Source organism: Flavobacterium sp. XS2P24, from assembly GCF_030010285.1.
In the GTDB taxonomy this organism is placed as follows: Bacteria; Bacteroidota; Bacteroidia; order Flavobacteriales; family Flavobacteriaceae; genus Flavobacterium; species Flavobacterium algoritolerans.
This window is the reverse complement of record NZ_JASCRU010000002.1, coordinates 59,408-77,842: the sequence shown is the minus strand read 5'-3', so window position 1 is coordinate 77,842 and position 18,435 is coordinate 59,408. Positions and strand designations below refer to the sequence as shown.

21 protein-coding genes are annotated in these 18,435 nt (G+C 32.7%); 15 read left to right on the top strand and 6 right to left on the bottom strand.

The window, feature by feature from the left end:
* The first annotated feature begins 4 nt into the window (after positions 1–4).
* The 5 genes from QLS31_RS02155 to murI all read left to right on the top strand — a co-directional run bounded on the left by QLS31_RS02155 (position 5) and on the right by murI (position 5,875).
* The gene (locus QLS31_RS02155; RefSeq protein WP_099716258.1) at positions 5–745 is read left to right on the top strand and encodes an isoprenyl transferase; all 741 of its coding nucleotides are present in this window, start codon (positions 5–7) and stop codon (positions 743–745) included.
* A complete protein-coding gene (locus QLS31_RS02150) occupies positions 678–3,407 on the top strand; it encodes a POTRA domain-containing protein (protein ID WP_282714939.1) in 2,730 nt (909 codons plus the stop codon). The genes QLS31_RS02155 and QLS31_RS02150 overlap by 68 nt, the downstream gene beginning before the upstream one ends.
* Before the next feature lie 37 nt (positions 3,408–3,444).
* Positions 3,445–4,464 (top strand): OmpH family outer membrane protein, encoded by a 1,020-nt coding sequence (locus QLS31_RS02145; protein WP_282742247.1) that lies wholly within the window; start codon positions 3,445–3,447, stop codon positions 4,462–4,464.
* 21 nt (positions 4,465–4,485) lie between these two features.
* Complete coding sequence (locus QLS31_RS02140) at positions 4,486–4,986, top strand: OmpH family outer membrane protein (protein WP_099714348.1); 501 nt, start codon at positions 4,486–4,488, stop codon at positions 4,984–4,986.
* A gap of 109 nt (positions 4,987–5,095) precedes the next feature.
* Positions 5,096–5,875: a glutamate racemase gene (murI, locus tag QLS31_RS02135; RefSeq protein WP_282714941.1), complete on the top strand. Its 780-nt coding sequence runs from the start codon at positions 5,096–5,098 to the stop codon at positions 5,873–5,875.
* 1 nt (position 5,876) lies between these two features.
* Here the strand turns inward: murI and QLS31_RS02130 are convergent, their stop codons facing one another.
* Both QLS31_RS02130 and QLS31_RS02125 read right to left on the bottom strand, forming a co-directional pair.
* Complete coding sequence (locus tag QLS31_RS02130) at positions 5,877–7,112, bottom strand: aromatic hydrocarbon degradation protein (protein ID WP_282742245.1); 1,236 nt, start codon at positions 7,110–7,112, stop codon at positions 5,877–5,879.
* Complete coding sequence (locus QLS31_RS02125; protein WP_282742243.1) at positions 7,113–8,426, bottom strand: DUF4270 family protein; 1,314 nt, start codon at positions 8,424–8,426, stop codon at positions 7,113–7,115.
* 262 nt (positions 8,427–8,688) lie between these two features.
* Between QLS31_RS02125 and QLS31_RS02120 the strand changes: the two genes are divergently transcribed.
* Genes QLS31_RS02120 through QLS31_RS02095 form a run of 6 tightly spaced genes read left to right on the top strand, consistent with a single transcriptional unit; the run spans position 8,689 to position 12,733 of the window.
* Complete coding sequence (locus QLS31_RS02120) at positions 8,689–8,817, top strand: hypothetical protein (protein WP_282742241.1); 129 nt, start codon at positions 8,689–8,691, stop codon at positions 8,815–8,817.
* Entirely contained in the window at positions 8,813–9,505 is a 693-nt protein-coding gene (locus tag QLS31_RS02115) for a DUF6268 family outer membrane beta-barrel protein (protein ID WP_349238928.1), read from the top strand. Before QLS31_RS02120 ends, QLS31_RS02115 begins: the two co-directional genes overlap by 5 nt.
* 15 nt (positions 9,506–9,520) lie before the next feature.
* The gene (locus QLS31_RS02110; protein ID WP_282742239.1) at positions 9,521–10,528 is read left to right on the top strand and encodes a kelch repeat-containing protein; all 1,008 of its coding nucleotides are present in this window, start codon (positions 9,521–9,523) and stop codon (positions 10,526–10,528) included.
* On the top strand, positions 10,515–10,877 hold the full coding sequence (locus QLS31_RS02105; RefSeq protein ID WP_282742237.1) for a DUF4907 domain-containing protein: 363 nt from the start codon (positions 10,515–10,517) through the stop codon (positions 10,875–10,877). Before QLS31_RS02110 ends, QLS31_RS02105 begins: the two co-directional genes overlap by 14 nt.
* The gene (locus tag QLS31_RS02100) at positions 10,878–11,966 is read left to right on the top strand and encodes a sensor histidine kinase (protein ID WP_282742235.1); all 1,089 of its coding nucleotides are present in this window, start codon (positions 10,878–10,880) and stop codon (positions 11,964–11,966) included.
* Positions 11,967–12,019: 53 nt separating this feature from the next.
* A complete protein-coding gene (locus tag QLS31_RS02095) occupies positions 12,020–12,733 on the top strand; it encodes a LytTR family DNA-binding domain-containing protein (protein ID WP_282714948.1) in 714 nt (237 codons plus the stop codon).
* Positions 12,734–12,756: 23 nt separating this feature from the next.
* Here QLS31_RS02095 and QLS31_RS02090 read toward each other — a convergent pair whose 3' ends face one another.
* Genes QLS31_RS02090 through QLS31_RS02080 form a run of 3 tightly spaced genes read right to left on the bottom strand, consistent with a single transcriptional unit; the run spans position 12,757 to position 14,621 of the window.
* A complete protein-coding gene (locus QLS31_RS02090; RefSeq protein ID WP_121342853.1) occupies positions 12,757–13,059 on the bottom strand; it encodes a hypothetical protein in 303 nt (100 codons plus the stop codon).
* A 28-nt stretch (positions 13,060–13,087) separates the two neighbouring features.
* On the bottom strand, positions 13,088–13,606 hold the full coding sequence (locus QLS31_RS02085; RefSeq protein ID WP_099714338.1) for a gamma carbonic anhydrase family protein: 519 nt from the start codon (positions 13,604–13,606) through the stop codon (positions 13,088–13,090).
* 16 nt (positions 13,607–13,622) lie between these two features.
* Positions 13,623–14,621 carry a type IX secretion system membrane protein PorP/SprF gene (locus tag QLS31_RS02080; protein WP_282742232.1) on the bottom strand — a complete coding sequence of 333 codons (999 nt, stop codon included), beginning with the start codon at positions 14,619–14,621 and terminating at the stop codon, positions 13,623–13,625.
* A 169-nt stretch (positions 14,622–14,790) separates the two neighbouring features.
* Between QLS31_RS02080 and QLS31_RS02075 the strand changes: the two genes are divergently transcribed.
* The 4 genes from QLS31_RS02075 to QLS31_RS02060 all read left to right on the top strand — a co-directional run bounded on the left by QLS31_RS02075 (position 14,791) and on the right by QLS31_RS02060 (position 17,741).
* A complete protein-coding gene (locus QLS31_RS02075; protein WP_282742230.1) occupies positions 14,791–15,690 on the top strand; it encodes a NifU family protein in 900 nt (299 codons plus the stop codon).
* Positions 15,691–15,812: 122 nt separating this feature from the next.
* On the top strand, positions 15,813–16,013 hold the full coding sequence (locus QLS31_RS02070; RefSeq protein WP_131990241.1) for a dodecin family protein: 201 nt from the start codon (positions 15,813–15,815) through the stop codon (positions 16,011–16,013).
* 308 nt (positions 16,014–16,321) lie between these two features.
* Positions 16,322–16,831, top strand: a complete 510-nt coding sequence (locus QLS31_RS02065; RefSeq protein ID WP_282742228.1) for a YtxH domain-containing protein — start codon at positions 16,322–16,324, stop codon at positions 16,829–16,831.
* Positions 16,832–16,913: 82 nt separating this feature from the next.
* The gene (locus QLS31_RS02060) at positions 16,914–17,741 is read left to right on the top strand and encodes a mechanosensitive ion channel domain-containing protein (RefSeq protein ID WP_282742226.1); all 828 of its coding nucleotides are present in this window, start codon (positions 16,914–16,916) and stop codon (positions 17,739–17,741) included.
* Positions 17,742–17,748: 7 nt separating this feature from the next.
* Here the strand turns inward: QLS31_RS02060 and tsaB are convergent, their stop codons facing one another.
* Positions 17,749–18,417, bottom strand: coding sequence for a tRNA (adenosine(37)-N6)-threonylcarbamoyltransferase complex dimerization subunit type 1 TsaB (tsaB, locus tag QLS31_RS02055; protein ID WP_282742224.1), 669 nt, complete (start codon positions 18,415–18,417; stop codon positions 17,749–17,751).
* Positions 18,418–18,435: the final 18 nt, after the last annotated feature.

Sequence of the window (18,435 nt, the reverse complement as noted above, 5' to 3'; positions counted from 1 at the left end):
AAAAATGAATTTACTAGAGACTATCAACAAGAATAACTTGCCGAAACATTTAGCCATTATAATGGATGGCAATGGCCGTTGGGCAAAACAACAAGGCCTTTTAAGAGCCTTAGGCCATGAAAGCGGAACAAAATCAGTTAAAGTGATAATCGAAGCCAGTGCTAAACTCGGCATCGAATTTCTTACTTTATATGCATTTTCGACTGAAAATTGGAACAGACCAAAACTAGAAGTTGAAACTTTAATGAAAGTACTCATCAACTCCTTGAAAAAAGAACTTGTAACACTCCAAAAAAACAACATCAAACTGAATGCTATCGGTAATTTGGAAAAATTACCAAAATCAGCGCAAAAAGAACTACTTGATGTTATTGATAAAACTAAAGACAACACACAAATGACATTGACTCTGGCGTTAAGCTACGGGTCGAGAGAAGAACTTGTAAGTGCAGTCAGAAACATCTGTAATAAAGTTAAAAATAATATAATTTCAATAGACACTATTGACGATTCCATTATTAATGAGCATCTTTACACGCAAAATTTACCTGACGTAGATTTATTAATACGAACAAGCGGAGAACATAGGATAAGTAACTTTTTGTTGTGGCAGATTGCCTATGCAGAATTATATTTTACTGACATATTGTGGCCAGACTTTAAAGAACAAGATTTATATGAGGCTATCATTAGTTATCAAAAAAGAGAGCGTAGATTTGGAAAAACAAGTGAACAAATTAAATAATTTTTTAGTGTTAAATAAAAGCATAAAAATAGTCCTTACCGTTTTGATTTTTGGAAGTTTTTCACAAGTTAAAGCTCAAGAAAGAGTTCCTTTTGATCAAGGAAAAAAATACATTTTAGCCGATGTAGCGGTGGTTGGAGATATCAGTTTCAACTCTCAAACCGTAGTTACTTTTTCAGGTTTACAAAAAGGACAAGAAATAACAATACCGGGCGAAGAAATTAGTGCTGCTATAAAAAAACTTGGAAAACTGGGTCTCTTTGATGAAATTTCATTTTATGTAAATAAAGTGCAGAATGACAGTATTTATCTTGATTTAAACATTGTAGAGTTACCTAAATTAAACCAAGTAAAATTTGTAGGCGTTAAGAAAACGAAGACAGAAGGTTTAATTAAAGATAACAGCTTAAACAAAGGTAAAGTAGTCAATGAAAACTTGATTACCACCACAAAAAACTACATCGAAAATAAATATAAAAAAGACGGTTTTTACAACACTAAAGTAAACATAAACACTGTTAAAGATACGTCAACCGTAAACTCTGTAAATATGCTTGTCAGTATTGACAAGGGTGAAAAGGTAAAAATTCAAAAAATTGATTTTGTAGGAAATACAAAAATGTCAGACAAAGCTTTGCGAAAAGCGATGAAGGATACGAAACAAAAAAATCCTATTCGAATTTTAAAAGCATCTAAATTCATAAAAGACAAATACAAAACCGATTTAGAAAAAGTAATTTCAGCTTATAAAGAAAAAGGATACAGAGATGCCAGAATACTTTCGGATTCGGTTACTTTTGACAAAGAAAAGAACGCATTATCCATTAAAATAAATGTAGAAGAAGGAAACAAATATTACTTTGGAGACATTAAATTTTTAGGAAATACAGTATACACGGATCAAGGATTAAGCCGAGTATTAGGTGTTAAAAAAGGAGAAACTTACAACGGTGTTTTGCTACAAAAAAGAATTGCTGATGCATCAAAACCTGACGGGGAAGACATTGACAACTTATACAAAAACAATGGGTATTTATTTTCTAACATAAATGCGGTTGAGGTAAGAACAGCAAATGACACTATTGATTTTGAAATACGAATCACTGAAGGGCCAATTGCTTATTTTAACAAAATTACTGTTGTAGGAAATGACAAAACAAATGACCGTGTAATTTATCGTGAATTAAGAACAAAACCAGGAGAAAAATACAGCAAAGAAGAATTAGTAAGAACCATTCGTGAAATTGGGCAACTAGGATTTTTTGATCCGGAAGCTATTGATCCAAAGTTCAAAAATGTTGATTCAGGAGCAGGAACTGTTGATATTGAATACAATCTTGTAGAAAAAGGTTCGAGTCAAATTGAGCTTCAAGGTGGTTATGGCGGAGGTGGTTTCATAGGTACCCTTGGACTATCTTTCAACAACTTTTCTGCACGAAATATGTTCAACAAAGATGCTTACAAACCATTACCGATGGGAGATGGTCAAAAAGTTTCTTTACGTTTGCAAGCCAGTACATTCTTTCAGACTTATAGTGTTTCATTTTCAGAACCTTGGTTCGGAGGAAAAAAACCAGTACAATTTAGTAGCTCTATATCGTACAGTAAACAATTTTTAAATAATTTTGTTACACAAAGAGCTGATAAAACCAAAAGTTTTAACATCATGACATTGTCTGTTGGTTTAGCAAAAAGATTGACTGTTCCAGATGATTTCTTTGTATTATCACAATCGTTAAGTTACCAACATTATGATTTGAATAATTACAATACTGGATTATTTACTTTTGGAGATGGTACATCTAGAAACTTTGCCTACACTGTTGGATTAACAAGAAGCAATAAAGGTGTGAATCCAATATTCCCAACATACGGATCGGAGTTTAGCATTTCAGCTAAATTAACCCCTCCTTATTCATTGTTAAACGGAATTAATTATTCGACATTAGGAGATAAAGAAGAATACAAATTAAAAAATACTGTTGACCGCTTAAATGTTCCAGATGCAAATGGTAACATTGTTCAAATAGGAGATTATATTGATACCGATGGAAATAAAGTAACTGACTTCAATCTTGCTGCTACAGACGTAAGTAAAGTAGATCAAGAGCGTTTTAAATGGTTGGAATATTACAAAATAAAGTTCAAAGCAGACTGGTATACAAAAATTTATGGTAAATTAGTACTAAGAACCTTAGCAGAATTTGGGTTCCTTGGAGCATACAATCAAGAAAGAGGAGTTGTTCCTTTTGAACGATTCTATCTTGGTGGTGACGGACTGGCAAATTACTCCATGGATGGAAGAGAAACAGTACAGTTGAGAGGATATCCTAATAACTCATTAACACCAGTAAATGAGGCAGGAGATCAAATTGGAGCTACTGTTTTTAATAAATTCTCAATGGAATTACGTTATCCGATAACATTAAAATCATCGGCTTCAATTTATGCATTGGCATTTATGGAAGCAGGATCATCGTTTAGGGATTTCAAAAGCTATAATCCTTTTGCCTTAAATCGTTCTGCTGGAATTGGATTGCGTGTATTTATGCCGGCATTTGGTTTATTGGGAATTGATTTTGGTCACGGTTTTGATACATTACCAGGACAAGCAAAAGCTAATGGATGGGAAACCCATTTTATCATTGGGCAACAATTCTAAAAAAAATTGGTTTTAAATTTTCTAATACAGTAACGTTATGAGAAAACAATTTTTATATCTATTTTTAGCGCTAGTTGTTGTACAAACAGCTGAAGCGCAAACCAGGGGGACTAAGCTAGGCTACATTGATATGGAATACATTTTACAAAATGTACCCGATTACACTGAAGCAAAAGCTCAATTAGAGCAAAAGGCTGAAAAATGGAAACTGGAGATTGATACTAAGAAAATTGAAATCAATAAATTGAAGGATGCCTTAAAAGCAGAAAGAGCTTTATTAACGAAAGAGTTAATTGATGAAAGAGAAACAGAAATTAATTTTCTTGAAAATGAAAATCTGGATTACCAACAAAAAAGATTTGGTGCCAACGGAGATTTGATGATACAAAAATCTGTTTTGGTAAAACCAATACAAGATCAAGTTTTTACTGCAGTTCAAGATATTGCAGAAAGATTAAAATATGATTTTATCTTTGACAAAACTTCTGACTTGACCATGTTATTTGCAGCGAAAAGATTTGACATCAGTGATCAAATTTTACGCACATTGAACAGGACAGAAAAAAGAGAACAGTTGACTAAAAAACAACAGAAAGAAGAAGAGGCTAAAGAAAATAAAGAAGATGCATTGGATGAAAATCCAGCGTTGGCAGATAGACAAAAACTCTTGGATGATAAAAAAGCAATAAGAGATAAAGTAATCGCTGATAGAAAATTGCTTCAGGAGCAAAAGAAAAAAGAATTTGACGATAAAAGAAAACAAATTGCTGCTGACAGAGAGGCTAAAAAAAATGGCACGGTTTCTGCAAATGTTAAAATAGACAGCACAGCAACAGCCGCAAGTAACGAACCTGCTAAAGACAGTACGAAGCTAGCAGTTGAAGATGCCAAACAAAAACAAGCGGCCGCAAAAGCAAAAACATTAGAAGATCGCAAGAAAGTTTTAGAGGATCGCAAGAAAGCATTAGACGAGAAAAGAAAAAAAATACTGGAAGACAGAGAGGCAATTAGAAAAGCTAAAGAAGAAAAATTAAAAGAAAATACAAACAAAAATTAATTATTAAATATTTTAAAAACGATGAAACAAATTAAAACTCTATTTATTGCTGCAATTTTTATTTTAGGAGCAAGCCAAACAATTAATGCACAAGCAAAAACTGCTCATGTTGATGTAAGTGAGATTATGACAAAAATGCCAGCAATGCTAGATGCTCAAAAACAATTGGATAAATTGAGTACTACGTATGATGCTGACTACAAAAAAATGGTTGAAGAATACCAAGCAAAATTGAAAAAATACGAAGCTGAAGCTGCTACAGTTACTGAAGCTGTAAATACTGAGCGTTCTAAAGAAGTTCAAGATATGCAAAAAAGAATTGTTGACTTTAGAGACAATGCTCAAAAAGAATTGCAACAAAAAGAATCTGATATCGTAAAACCATTAATGGAAAAAGTAAGAGCTTCTATTCAAAAAGTAGGAAAAGCTAAAGGATTCCAATATGTTCTTGATGGTTCTAGTCTTTTGCTTGCTGATGGTCCAAACTTGACTATTGATGTAAAAAAAGATTTAGGTTTCTAAAAAAAATAGATACTCGCATAAAACTGCTCACCTTATCATAGGCTTGAGCAGTTTTTTTGTTTAAAATAAATTTTAGGAAATTCAAATTTCAGCATGTAACTTTGTTTTTATGAACAGTAATAATCAACCAATAGGAATTTTTGACTCGGGGATTGGCGGAACTTCCATTTGGAAAGCAATCCATCAATTACTGCCCAATGAAAAAACCATATATCTGGCAGACAGTAAAAATGCCCCTTATGGACAAAAATCTAAACAAGAGATTATTGCATTGAGTATGAAAAATACTGATTTCCTACTGGAGATGAACTGCAAATTAATTGTTGTAGCTTGTAATACCGCAACCACTAATGCCATACAAGAATTAAGAGCAAAATATGATGTACCTATTATAGGTATTGAACCTGCTATAAAACCTGCAGTTACGCATTCTAAAACACAAATAATAGGAATCCTTGCTACTAAGGGAACCTTGAACAGTGAACTGTTCAACAAGACTACAGAGAAATACCAAGACACCAAAATAATTGAGCAAGTAGGTCACGGATTAGTGCAGCTAATAGAAAACGGAGATATCGATTCACCAGAGATGACTGAACTGCTTCACTCCTACCTGACTCCAATGATTGAAGCCAATATTGATTATTTAGTATTAGGTTGCAGTCATTATCCTTATCTGATTCCTCAAATCAAAAAAATTCTTCCGGAACACATTCAAATTATAGATTCTGGCGAAGCTGTTGCAAAACAAACACGAAATATATTACGTGACAAAGTAGGTTTTTCATCAGCAGAAAACAGTGAACCAGTTTTTTACACGAATACAAATCCCAAAGTTTTGACTGAAATTTTGGAAAATAAATATCTGGTTGAAGAAATAGCGTTTTAAGCTACTCAAATTTTCTTTTGACAAACCAAATACCGTCTAAACTTAAATTAAGAGACAATTTATGATAATTTTCTTTGATTAGTCCATCACTGATTCTACCCTTTTGACCAAAAGAATAGCTAATATTCAGTGCTGAAAACGTATTTTCAATGGGAAGTGAAACTCCAACCGAAAATGACATAGCATTAATTCTCTTATTATCAACTTCAAGGTAACCGGTATCATAATTGAATCCCGTTGAATATTGAATCCTATCCGAGTAGCTTCTTATATTATTTGGCTTACTGTAAGAAAACCCCAATGCGAACTTATCTTGGTTTACAAAATTTCCGTACAAATCAGATTGATTGGTGCTATTCCACAACCCTTTTCCGTAATCAAGTGTCAGATTTAAGTTATTCTTAAAAACCTTGCTTAAACCCACTCCTATCTCTAATGGCATATAGTAATCATCCGTATCCGATGCAACCTCTGACTCAATAGCCAAAGATCCTGAATTAAAAACTGAAGTTACAGATTGTACTTTAGTTGCATTTATTTTTGTGGGTGATTTCAAATTCATTCCCAAAGTAAAAGTAGAATCAACTTTGAATTGGCCTCCCAGAGATGCCCTGACGCCATTATAATTTGTCTTTTTATAAATATTTGTTACCGAATTAGCAATACTATAATCTCTATCATCTGTAGTATTTCCAAAAAGAACAGAAGTAGAAAGCCCTAATGCTATTTTTTTACCAATTCTATAGCCATAGGAAACATCAAAATCATTCAATCCACCTGTTCCGGTAGCATTCAAAGTATAATTTTCCTGGCTATCCTGAATTGGCAATGATAAATTAGATATTTTGAATGTAGAACTCGAATAAGGCTTCAGTGCCAAACTAAAAGCTGATTTTGGCGACACTGGAAAAGCAAAAGCAATATGTGAAAATTGAAGGTTATTCCGACTTTCTTTTTTTGAATTGTTTTCGTAACTCGACAAGATAGCTTTCCCTCCTACGTCAAACAAAAAGTGGTTTTGATACATGAACCCTAAAGAAGCTGGATTTAAATTGTTGATAAATCGGTTTGAAGGCAGAGCAATACCCGAAGAACCTATTCCAGGAATCGAACCAAAATCTGAGTCATATAAACTTCCTAAACCATACAATGAATATGGAGAACTGGAAATACTTTGTGAAAACGAAACTGTTGTTATAAAAAGAAACAAACCTAAGAATGCTATTTTATTTTTCATCTAATAATAAATTTTCAATTGAATTTTGTTATTGGCATTTTTCTGATCATCTAAAACAAGTCTGTTAACTGCTTTTGAAATACTGGGTAATGTGAGAATTAAGGAAGATCTAGCGTCTGATTCCTTTAGCATTTCAGCTTGTAAAAAAGCACCAATCGAAATTTTATACCCAATATTCTCATTGAATTCATCACTTGTAGCATTCAAGAGTCCATAAACAGCCGATCCATCTACGGCATTTAGCGTTCCTTTGATTCTATTTAATTTATCCCCTACAAAAACACGCAAAGAATCCATTAAAGGATAAGCAACTGAATAAGTATTATTTACTGGTTTTATGATTAATTCAGCATCTACAATTGCCCCTTTTTCAGAGAGGTATTTCAATTGCTTTATGTTAGGAAAATCTACTCGGCAAGCAAGTCCTGTCCCTGATTGAATGAAAGCTTTATTCCCCGTTAGTAAACTGGACAGCTTACTGGATGAAACAGGTAAATCCTGAATTTGTGTTCCAGTTCTATCCAAAGTGATATTATTAAATTGCTTGGAGACATCCAAAATAGAGAAGTTTTTAATCAATGAAGTTTCTGAATCGCCCTGGTATTTTGAATAATACAACCGTAGTACGCTAGACATATTGAAACCGACAATAATAGAAGAAGTTCCCGATGTTGACTTGATAACAAATCCTTTGAGATATTCTGTAAACTCATCAAAATTTGATATTTCAAGTTTTTTTAATTTTAGAAAAAGAGCATTCCCAAATTCATTATTCAATTTCACAACCACGGAGTCCTTACTATTGGGTTTTGGTTTAAATGAAATGCTACCGAGACTTTGAGCATCATAACTTAAGCTGGAATTATTGTAAAAACTATCATCTTCTGAGTTTGGTTTAACCTTTTGTGTCAATCTATGAATGCTGAGAGATTGCACTTTTGTTGTGTCTCCGTAGAAATACTTATCTTCTTTTAAAACCATTTTAATGGAATCGAAAACATAATTTGGAGCATCAGTATCAGAACTTTCATTATACAACGCGTAATCAGACGCCGAAAGCTGAAAATAACTATCTGATTTTACTTTTCCAAAAACAGGATCATCATAATTCCCTACCAAAATCCTACTCTGACTTGAGGTCACTAATGAATCAAAATTAATGGTAGCAACATCAACGGTTACAGTATCAATCAATATCACTTTATTACTAACCGATAAATAATCAGATCCAACAACAAATTCTCCAGCGTCAACATCAGAATTACACGAAGTTATTATAAGTCCAAAAACCAGCAACAACAATACCTTATACATAAATGTTTTTTGAACAAATATATAGGAGACCACTTTATACCGCATAATAACATATACCGCCAGAAGTTTTGTGTCTATAAAATGGCGATTCTAGTCTACAATTAAGATCCTGTAGGCAATAATTCATTCGACCTTACAAATGCCCAGTTAGTCTATGAATTTGGGCGGTACATATATCTTCTTTTTTTTAATTGGATAACGTATCTACTTTTGAATCAATAAAAAAATTATGAGAATAAAGACTTTAGCAAATCTGTTGTTTATGATTACAATTCTTAATGCATCGGCCCAAAGCGGATATTCCTTAGAGTTAAATATAAAAACACAACCAACGGAGAAAATTACAATACATGAAACTGGAATTGGAGTAACTTTTTTTAAAAAATATTGATTCGAAAAATAAAATAACCAACACCTTCAAGTACAAAAATATTGGAGTCGATTATTCATTAGAAAATTATGATTTACAAAATAGTCTGAATCAGTTTAACGGTTTCGAAAATGATTTTAAACTATCTCATCAACTAAACGGTGCTACAAAACTGAATTTAGAAATCAATCCAACAGTTAATTTCGAGAGTAATATTGGACTTTCTGATGTATCACTTTTAGGTGGTATAGAAATGACTCATTCTTTCAATCGTTCAAATGCAATCAGCATTGGAGTAAAAAGGATGACGCTTTTTGGCAAACCGGAAATACTGCCTACTTTTTCTTTTTATCATCAAATCAGCCCTAATACATTTATTGAAGCTGGCTTTCCAAACTCCACTTTCTCGTATTCAAATAACACACGAAATAGTTTCAGTTTGACAAATAGTTTCAATGGGAATTTTTATAACCTAGACAAACCTGAAGTTCTTGACCATTTGAATGCAGCTACAAAAGTGAGTTTTTCACAAATGACTTCGGCATTGGAATATGAAAGAAATATGGATTCAAACTGGTTTGTAAGTTTAAAAGGAGGCTATGAATTCAACAAAAAATACAATCTAACAAACAACAGTGGCGACTCAAAACTTGATTTTAACAGCACTAACAGCTACATTTTTAACATTGGAATAAAATACAAACATTAATAAATACACTAAATTATGAATAGTTTTAAAAAAGGAATATTATTCACTACACTTTTTGCAAGTTTGGTATTTACGGGCTGCAGTAATGATGATGACTCCGACGATTTGATTGGAAACTGGATTAAAAAATCTTCTTTTGACGGACCAGCCAGATCAAGCGCCACGAGTTTTGTAATTGGCACTTATGCCTTTGTAACTACAGGATATACCGGAGATGAATATTTAAAAGACCTTTGGGCTTACAATTCGACAGGCGATTATTGGGAGCAAAAAGCTGATTTTATTGGAGTTGCAAGAAGTTCAGCTTCGGGATTTGAGTTAAACGAAAAAGGCTACATCGGTCTTGGTTATGATGGTACTAATAAATTGAAAAATTTTTATGAATATGACCCTAGTAGCAATACTTGGATGCAAAAAACTGATTTTGCAGGAACAGCGCGCTATTCGGCTGTAGGATTTCAAGTGGGTGGTAAAGCGTATTTTGGAACCGGTTATGATGGGAATTATCTGAAAGACTTTTATCAATACGGCCCAACTACAGATTCTTGGTCATTGGCAAATGGTTTTAGCGGAAATAAAAGACGAAATGCAACTGTTTTTGTAATTGACGATAAAGCTTATTTTGGGACAGGAATAAATAACGGAGCTTACCAAGTCGATTTTTGGATGTTTGATCCGGCAACTGATGTATGGACAAGAAAACGAGATATTGACCAAGACACTGATGACGATTATGATTACAATGATGACTATGTAATTTTGCGTTCTAATGCGACCAGTTTTTCTATGAATGGATTAGGATATGTAGCCTGTGGAGAAAGCTCAAAATCGATTTGGGAATACAATCCAACAACTGATATTTGGTTAGAAAGAACGCCGCTTGAAGGATCAGCCAGAACAGATGCAATAGGTTTCTCTATTAACCAACGAGGATTTGTGATGCTGGGAAGAACAGGAACCTCTTATTTTGATGATTCATGGGAATTTAAACCTTTAGAAGAACAAAACGATGATGACAATTAATACAACCAATACATTCTTCTGGGCTACAATCCAGAAGAATTTTTCTTTAGTAAACACAAAAAACAAAGTACTTTTTCTATTGGGTTTGTTCCTATTTATTTCTTGTAACAAAAGTGAAAGCTTAAACGTACAATCTTTAAAAACGGCTACAGGCTGGGGTTATTGCATAACTAACAATGAAAAAATTATAATAAAGCAAACAATAATTCCCGTTATCAGCGAAAACAAAAGCTTCAAAACGGAAGAAGAAGCGCTGAAAGTTGGGAACTTAGTGTTACAAAAATTGAAAGACGATTTATCGCCTACGGTAACAAAAAAAGATTTATTTTTATTAGCTGTAAAAATCTAGATGAACATAGAAGGAATTAAAAATAACAATTTAAACCAAATACTTTTTCATAGTATGATTTGGTGTTTCTTCATTTTTGCCTCACTAATTCAGTTTTACGAAAGTCCTTTTAGCATTGGTATTGATTTCTATGTCCAATGGATTACGGGAATCCTATTATTTTATCTGAATTATTTATACCTAGTCCCTTTATTGCTTTTGCAAAAGAAATACTGGCAATATTTCACGATTGTAATTGCATTAATGACCCTTTTTATGATTGTTCGGTTTAATTTCTTTATGCCCGAATTTCAAAATATGAGGCCTTTCAGAATGATTAATTCATCCGGAAAAGAGATTTTATTAAACCCGAATTTCAAAAGGAAACAACCGTTTTTTTTTAAAATTGTCCCTTCTTTTTTCTATATATTAATCATTACAATTAGTACCATTATTAAAACTTTGTCTGAGTTATACAACAATCAGCAAAACAAGTTAATTGCCGAAACGCACAGGACTTCAACAGAATTAAATTATCTAAGAAAACAAACCAATCCCCATTTTTTATTTAATTCCCTGAATAGCATTTATTCATTAGCCTATAAAAAATCTGATTTAGTTCCGGATGCAATTGTAACGTTGTCAGAAATGATGCGGTATATGTTGTATGAAACCGATAATAAATCGGTGTTTTTAGAAAAAGAAATCAATTACATTAAAAACTATCTTGAGCTGCAAAAACTGCGCTTGAATAATATTGAAAATATCACCATCAATATTCATGGCGAGACAAAAAACAAATACATTGAGCCGTTGCTTTTAATTTCATTTATTGAAAATGCTTTCAAATATGGTACTGATTATAAAGGAGCAGCTTTTGTAAAAATTAAAATAACAATTGAAGAAAATATTTTAGATTTTTGGGTAGAAAACAAAATCGAAAATCACCGAAAAGATCCGGAAAATTCAGGAATAGGAATGACTAATATTGAAAGTCGTCTGAATCTCCTTTATCCTAATGCACACCAGCTCACTATCATTGAAACCGACAGTAATTACAGTGTTCATTTAAATTTAAAACTAGACCCGATTCAAACTTCTTTTAATTAGGAAACTTGATATTAATTTTAGTTGTTCCAAATTTTAAATAAAAAACAGAAAAGATGAAATGTGTAATTATAGATGACGAACCATTAGCGGTTGATTTGCTTAAAGAATTTGTGAGCAAAGTAGATTCTCTTGAACTGGTAAACACATTCACAAACGCCATTGATGCCATTTCGATAATCAATCAGTCTAATGTTGATTTGATTTTTTTAGACATAGAAATGCCTCATTTTTCAGGAATTGATTTTATTAATGCCATAGAAAAAAAGCCGTTAATCATATTTACGACAGCGTATTCTAATTATGCTGTTGAAGGATTTAATCTTGGCGCAGTCGATTATTTAGTAAAACCCATTCCGTTTCATCGGTTTTTAAAATCCGTTTTACGGGCACAACAAATTTTCAATCCACAAATTTTACCTGCAAATAACAATCCCATTTCTACCCCAGAAATCGAACAGGATTTTATGTTTGTGAGAGCTGAATATGAAAATGTAAAATTGAATTTTTCGGATATTTTATTTATCGAAGGATTGAAAGATTATGTCAAAATATACACCACTGATAATAAGTTTACGCTAACATTAATCAGCCTTATAAAACTGGAGAATTTGCTTTCATCCAAAGGATTTGCGAGGATTCACAGATCGTATATCATCAATATAAAACACGTGAAATCAATCCAGAAAAATAAAGTAATCATTGCCGAAAAAAGAATCCCGATTAGTGAAAGCTACAAGAACTCTTTCTTTGAGAAAATTAATTTATAGTTTCTTAAATTCATTAGAAACCATTATTTAATAATATTCAGGGTAATCAACATTGTGATAATAAGCAAAGAGAAAAGTCCTGTCAAAAAAATTATATCTGCAGTTTTTTCCATTTTCTCACTAGGCTTTTTAGTATTTCGCATCGATAAAAAAGAAAGAATACTACTGATCATAAACATAACTATAGATACTGCAATGAGTTGATCAACTATAGTAGTTTCTTTAATATCATTCAAATGGATTGAGGTAAGAACTATAAAACAAATTCCAAGTAGCGTTGCCGAAGTATTTAATATGTGTGAAGCTTTGTCTTTTTTCTTGCCCATTCTTTTAATTATTGAAAAGTGAAATAGATTACTCTTCGTCTTTAAACCAACTGGAATACATCACATAATTATTCGAAATGCGTTCGATTTCGCCAGCAAAATCAGATTGGTCAATATCTTTCACTTTTTTAGCAGGAACTCCTGCCCAAATTGTACCCGAAGCTACAACTGTATTTTGGGTAATAACCGCACCGGCAGCCACAATAGAATTACTTTCGATAACACAATTGTCCATAACAATTGCTCCCATTCCTATAAGCACATTATCGTGAACTGTACAACCGTGCACAATGGCATTATGACCAATGGAAACATTATTTCCTATAATTGTTGGATGTTTTTTATAGGTACAATGAATAACTGCACCATCTTGTATGTTTACTTTATTACCAATTTTGATGAAATTTACATCTCCTCTAATTACGGCGTTAAACCAAACGCTACAATTTTCTCCAAAAGAAACATCGCCTACAATAGTGGCATTTTCCGCAACATAACAATCCTCAGGAATTGAAGGTGACTTACCGTTAACAGATTTAATTAGCATGAAAAAAGGATAAATATTAATTTATTGCTGGGCAGTTGCAATCGTATTTCACAGGTTTACAGAACAAATCGATTCCTAAAGTAATTTGGTGATAACCACCATTATCGAATTTAACCGCACCCGTTAATTGAGAATACGTGTAGGCAAACATAAATTTGTCAAAGTTAACACCAACTATTGGAGTAATATATTGGAGCTTTTGTTTCGAGACAGAATTTCCATCCATATATTCTGCACCATCAAAACTTCTTCTATAGGATAATCCACCCCAAAGCTTTCCAAAATCTAATGTCTTGTAGGCTTTAAAGTTGATATCAATGGATTTTTCTTTCGTTTGGTCTACCATTTGGAATAAAATAGAAGGTTCCCATAATATTTTGTCTCTGTCACCAAAGATATAACCGGCACTCAACAAGTACTTTCTTAAATTATCACTTTCATATTCAGTGTAAATATCTCTTCTGGTTTCTATAGCATTTTTTACAGTAGCATGAGCGTAAAAATCCAAGTAGTTGTATGATGCTCCGATATCTACATTAAAATAAGAATCCTTTTGCACGACAGTTCCATCAATAATTGGATCAAAATCACCAGATTGCATGAACTCCGTTTCGTCTAATTGACTTTGAATTAATCCTGCACTGATTCCAAAAGACAATTGGTTCAAATCAATTTCATTTCTTGAAAACATCAAATGATAGGCATAGGTAAATTTGACTCCTTTTTGAGAATGATATCCGTTTTTATCATTAAAAAGTATAATTCCGGCACCTGCTTTTTCCCCTACTCTTCCATTAAAACTTAATGTTTGAAGCTCTGGAGCGTCTTGCTGATCAAACCATTGCTTACGTCCTGTTAACCTAATTTTGGCACAATTTGACGCACCAGCCATTGAAGGGTGAATTAAGTAATAGTTATCTGAAAGGTAATCTGAATAAACTGGGATTCCTTCCTGCGAAAAGGAATAAAAGGATATAAGAAAAAGAGCAGATAAAAATTTAATTTTATTATACATTTAATTACTTTTTAATAAGAATGAATAATTCTAAATCAATAAAAGTTTTATGGAAACAAGGACAAACAGCTTGTCTAAAAATTAAACTAAAGTTAATTTATTCATTAAAAACTCAAATATAGTTATTCGTAGAAAATAACTTTAGTAAATTTGTAAAAATTTAAAAGTCATGAACAAAGTTAGCATAAAAGAAACACAAAACCCAACTATATTAAAGTTTGAATTTCAAGATTTTATAACTCAAAATGAAAGTTTTGAATTCAAAAACATTGATGAAGCTAAAACCTCTCCACTAGCGCAACAATTATTTTATCTTCCGTTTGTAAAAACAATTTACATCTCAGGAAATTTTATAGCAATCGAAAAATATAGTATTGTTGAATGGGACGATGTAAAGGATGCCGTAGCGGAACAAATGGAGACATTTGTAAACAATGGCGGAACAATCATTACTATTGACGAAAACAAAACCAAGAAACATCCTGTGACCGTTTATGGAGAAACCACTCCAAATCCAGCGGCATTGAAGTTTGTAGTGAGCAAAATGTTGACTAAGAATGCTATTGAATTCAAAAACATCGATCAAACTGGCGCATCACCATTAGCAAAAGAACTTTTTAAATTTCCTTATGTAAAAGAGATTTTCATTGATGAAAACTACATCTCAGTTACTAAATATGAAATCAATGAATGGCAGGAAATAACATTGGAATTAAGAAGCTTCATCAAGCAATATATTGAAAACGGAGGAACAGTCTTAGATGAAAATTTCATTCAAGCAGTAACAGCTGAAGAAGATACCAAAGCTAAAGAGTTTGATAATCTGGATGTCACTTCACAACAAATTATCAACATATTAGAGGAATATGTAAAACCTGCCGTACAAGCTGACGGTGGAAATATTGCATTCGATTCGTATAATGAAACTGACAAGACCGTAAAGGTAATCCTTCAAGGAGCTTGCAGCGGTTGTCCGTCATCAACATTTACTCTAAAAAGTGGTATCGAAAACATGCTGAAAAGTATGCTGAACGACGAGGGAATTAAAGTGGAAGCTGTAAACGCATAAATAAAACAAAAAAATACACATTTAATTGAAAATGTTATAGTTACATTAAAATAATTACCTTTTTAAATTGAAATTTTAAATAAAATAGGTACATTTAATCTTTAACTTAACAAATAGAAATTATGTCAGTATTAAAAGTAATTGAAGTGCTTTCCAGTTCAGATATAAGTTGGGAAGATGCAACTCGAAAAGGAGTTGCAAAGGCGGCTAAAACCATAAACCACATACGTTCTGTGTACATTAAAGACCACAGTGCAGCCGTAAGTGGAGGTGAAATCACAGAATACAGAGTAAACTTAAAATTAACTTTTGAACTCGAATAGATTCATTTAAGCGTTCGCTGTTGCGAGCGCTTTTTTTTATTTTTAGCGGTTATTACAGTTATTCGATACAACACTTTTTGACCTCAGTATTCATTTGTATTCTCAAACTGGATGGTACTCGCTGAAACCAAAAAACATCAAGTCTTCCTTTTTTATTTGTACGCCAAATACAAAAACGTTGTTTTATGTTTGCTAAAATTGGACACAATTGATGCCAAATACTGATTTTCAGCAAATTATTAATGGTTTAATAAAGTAATCCTAGAAAAAATTGTTTAATATTGTAAGACTAATCAAATAAAAATACCATGGGACTATCTTCATTTTTTAAAAATTTATTTGGCTCAGCCAAAGAAACTGCCAGCGAATTAGCTGACAAAGCAGAAACTACTTTTGAGCAAGCAAAAGAAAGTGCAGCACCTTACCTAGAAAAAGCAGAAACATTTGCAGAAGAAACATTTGAAAAAGCAAAAGAAACTGCAACTCCTTACCTTGAAAAAGCCGAAACTTTTGTAGAAGAAACATTTGAAAAAGTAAAAGAAACTGCAGCACCAATTATAGATAAAGTAGAAGATTTTGCTGTTCATGCAAAAGAAACTGTGACCGAATATTCTGAGAAAGCAGTAGAATCCGTAAAAGAAAAAACGGCTGCAGCAACAGAAAAAGTTGAAGAAATAGCCAGCGAAACTAAAATTATAGCTACTGAAGCTGTTGAAACTGTTTCTGAAAAAGCAAGTGAATTAGCAAATGACGGTGATGCAGAAGCCACTGAAAAAGCTAAAGAAACGATAAATAAAATAGAAGAAGACGCAGATTAATTTATAAAAAAAACAATTTATTTGTATTTTTGCAATTCAAACTTAACCTTCTCTTTTGGGAAGGTTTTTTATTAGATAAAAAATGAACTTAAATCCAAATCAGTTAACTGATTATGCCAATACATTTATCACTGTACTGGTTGATTATTCGCCAAAAATTATTTCTGCCTTTGTCATTTTATTTATTGGTCTTTACGCCATTCGGCTTATCAACAGATTCATTAGAAAACTAATGATAAAAAGAGATTTAGATCCTACTTTGACAAAGTTCCTTGCCGATATTCTAGTTTGGGTTTTGAGAGTACTCTTGTTTGTGACTTTCATTTCAAATCTAGGAATAGAAACTTCGTCATTTGTTGCCATTTTAGGTGCAATGGGACTTGCAGTAGGCTTATCACTTCAAGGTTCGTTATCAAATTTTGCTGGTGGTATGCTGATTATTCTCTTCAAACCTTTCAAGGTACATGATACCATTGAAGCACAAGGAGTAATTGGAACCGTGAGTGAAATACAAATATTTGTAACCAAACTAATTACAGCTAATAATCAAACTATTTTTGTGCCGAACGGAGCTTTGTCAAATGGAAACATTATCAATTATTCTTTGCAAAAAATCAGAAGAGCCGATTTGACCATCGCTATTTCCTATGATACGGATATTAAAAAAGTGAAAGAGATAATTACTGCCATTTTAAAAAACAATCCAAAAGTACTTCAAACTCCTGCTGCCGAAGTTTCTGTAAAAAACTTAACTGACAATGCCATTCAGCTTGCGGTGAGGCCATGGGCAAATAATGAAGATTATGGTGTCGTTTTCTCTGAAACTTTAGAAAGCTGTAAACTGGCATTTGATACTGCCGGAATAGTTATACAGCCATACGTAAGAGAATCATCCCCAGATAATTCTTAATCAAAAATTACTTCTTTGAAGTCGTAATCATAAAGTCTTTCAAATAATACGGTTCAAAATAGGCGACATCTACAGTGTCGCTTTTTTTGAATTTTTCAAAACTTATCGCACTCATTTCTTTGGCAGAAGGATATACAATTTCGTCAAGGAAAATATAATTTTCTTTAGCCAAAACCGACTTGCATTTTTCAGCACAATCACCAACAAAATAAAGTTTTTCCTCCAAATCCTCAAATGAATTCTCTGTAATTATTTCGGCAAGAACTTCTCTTTTTCGCTCGTAATTTGGAGCAAAAACAGCGCTATACACTTCCATTCTTCGAGCATCAATCATAGGGATAATTAATCCGCTGGAAATAGTCACTTGTGACGCCAAAGCGTGCAAAGTATCTACCGCAATTAATGGAATATCCAGTGCGTAACAAAGTCCTTTGGCTGCTGAAACTCCTATTCGCAATCCGGTATAAGAACCTGGACCTTGACTCACTGCGATGGCAGATAAATCATTAAGCGTAATTCCCGCCTCCTTTATAACTTCTTCAATAAAAACATGAAGTCGTTCTGCATGAGAATATCCTTCTTCGGCAATTTCTTTGCATACAATAGTTTTTCCGGCTTTTGCAAGAGCAACAGAACAGTTTTTTGTAGCGGTTTCGATGTTGAGAATGTATTCCAATTTTCAGATTTTATTTTA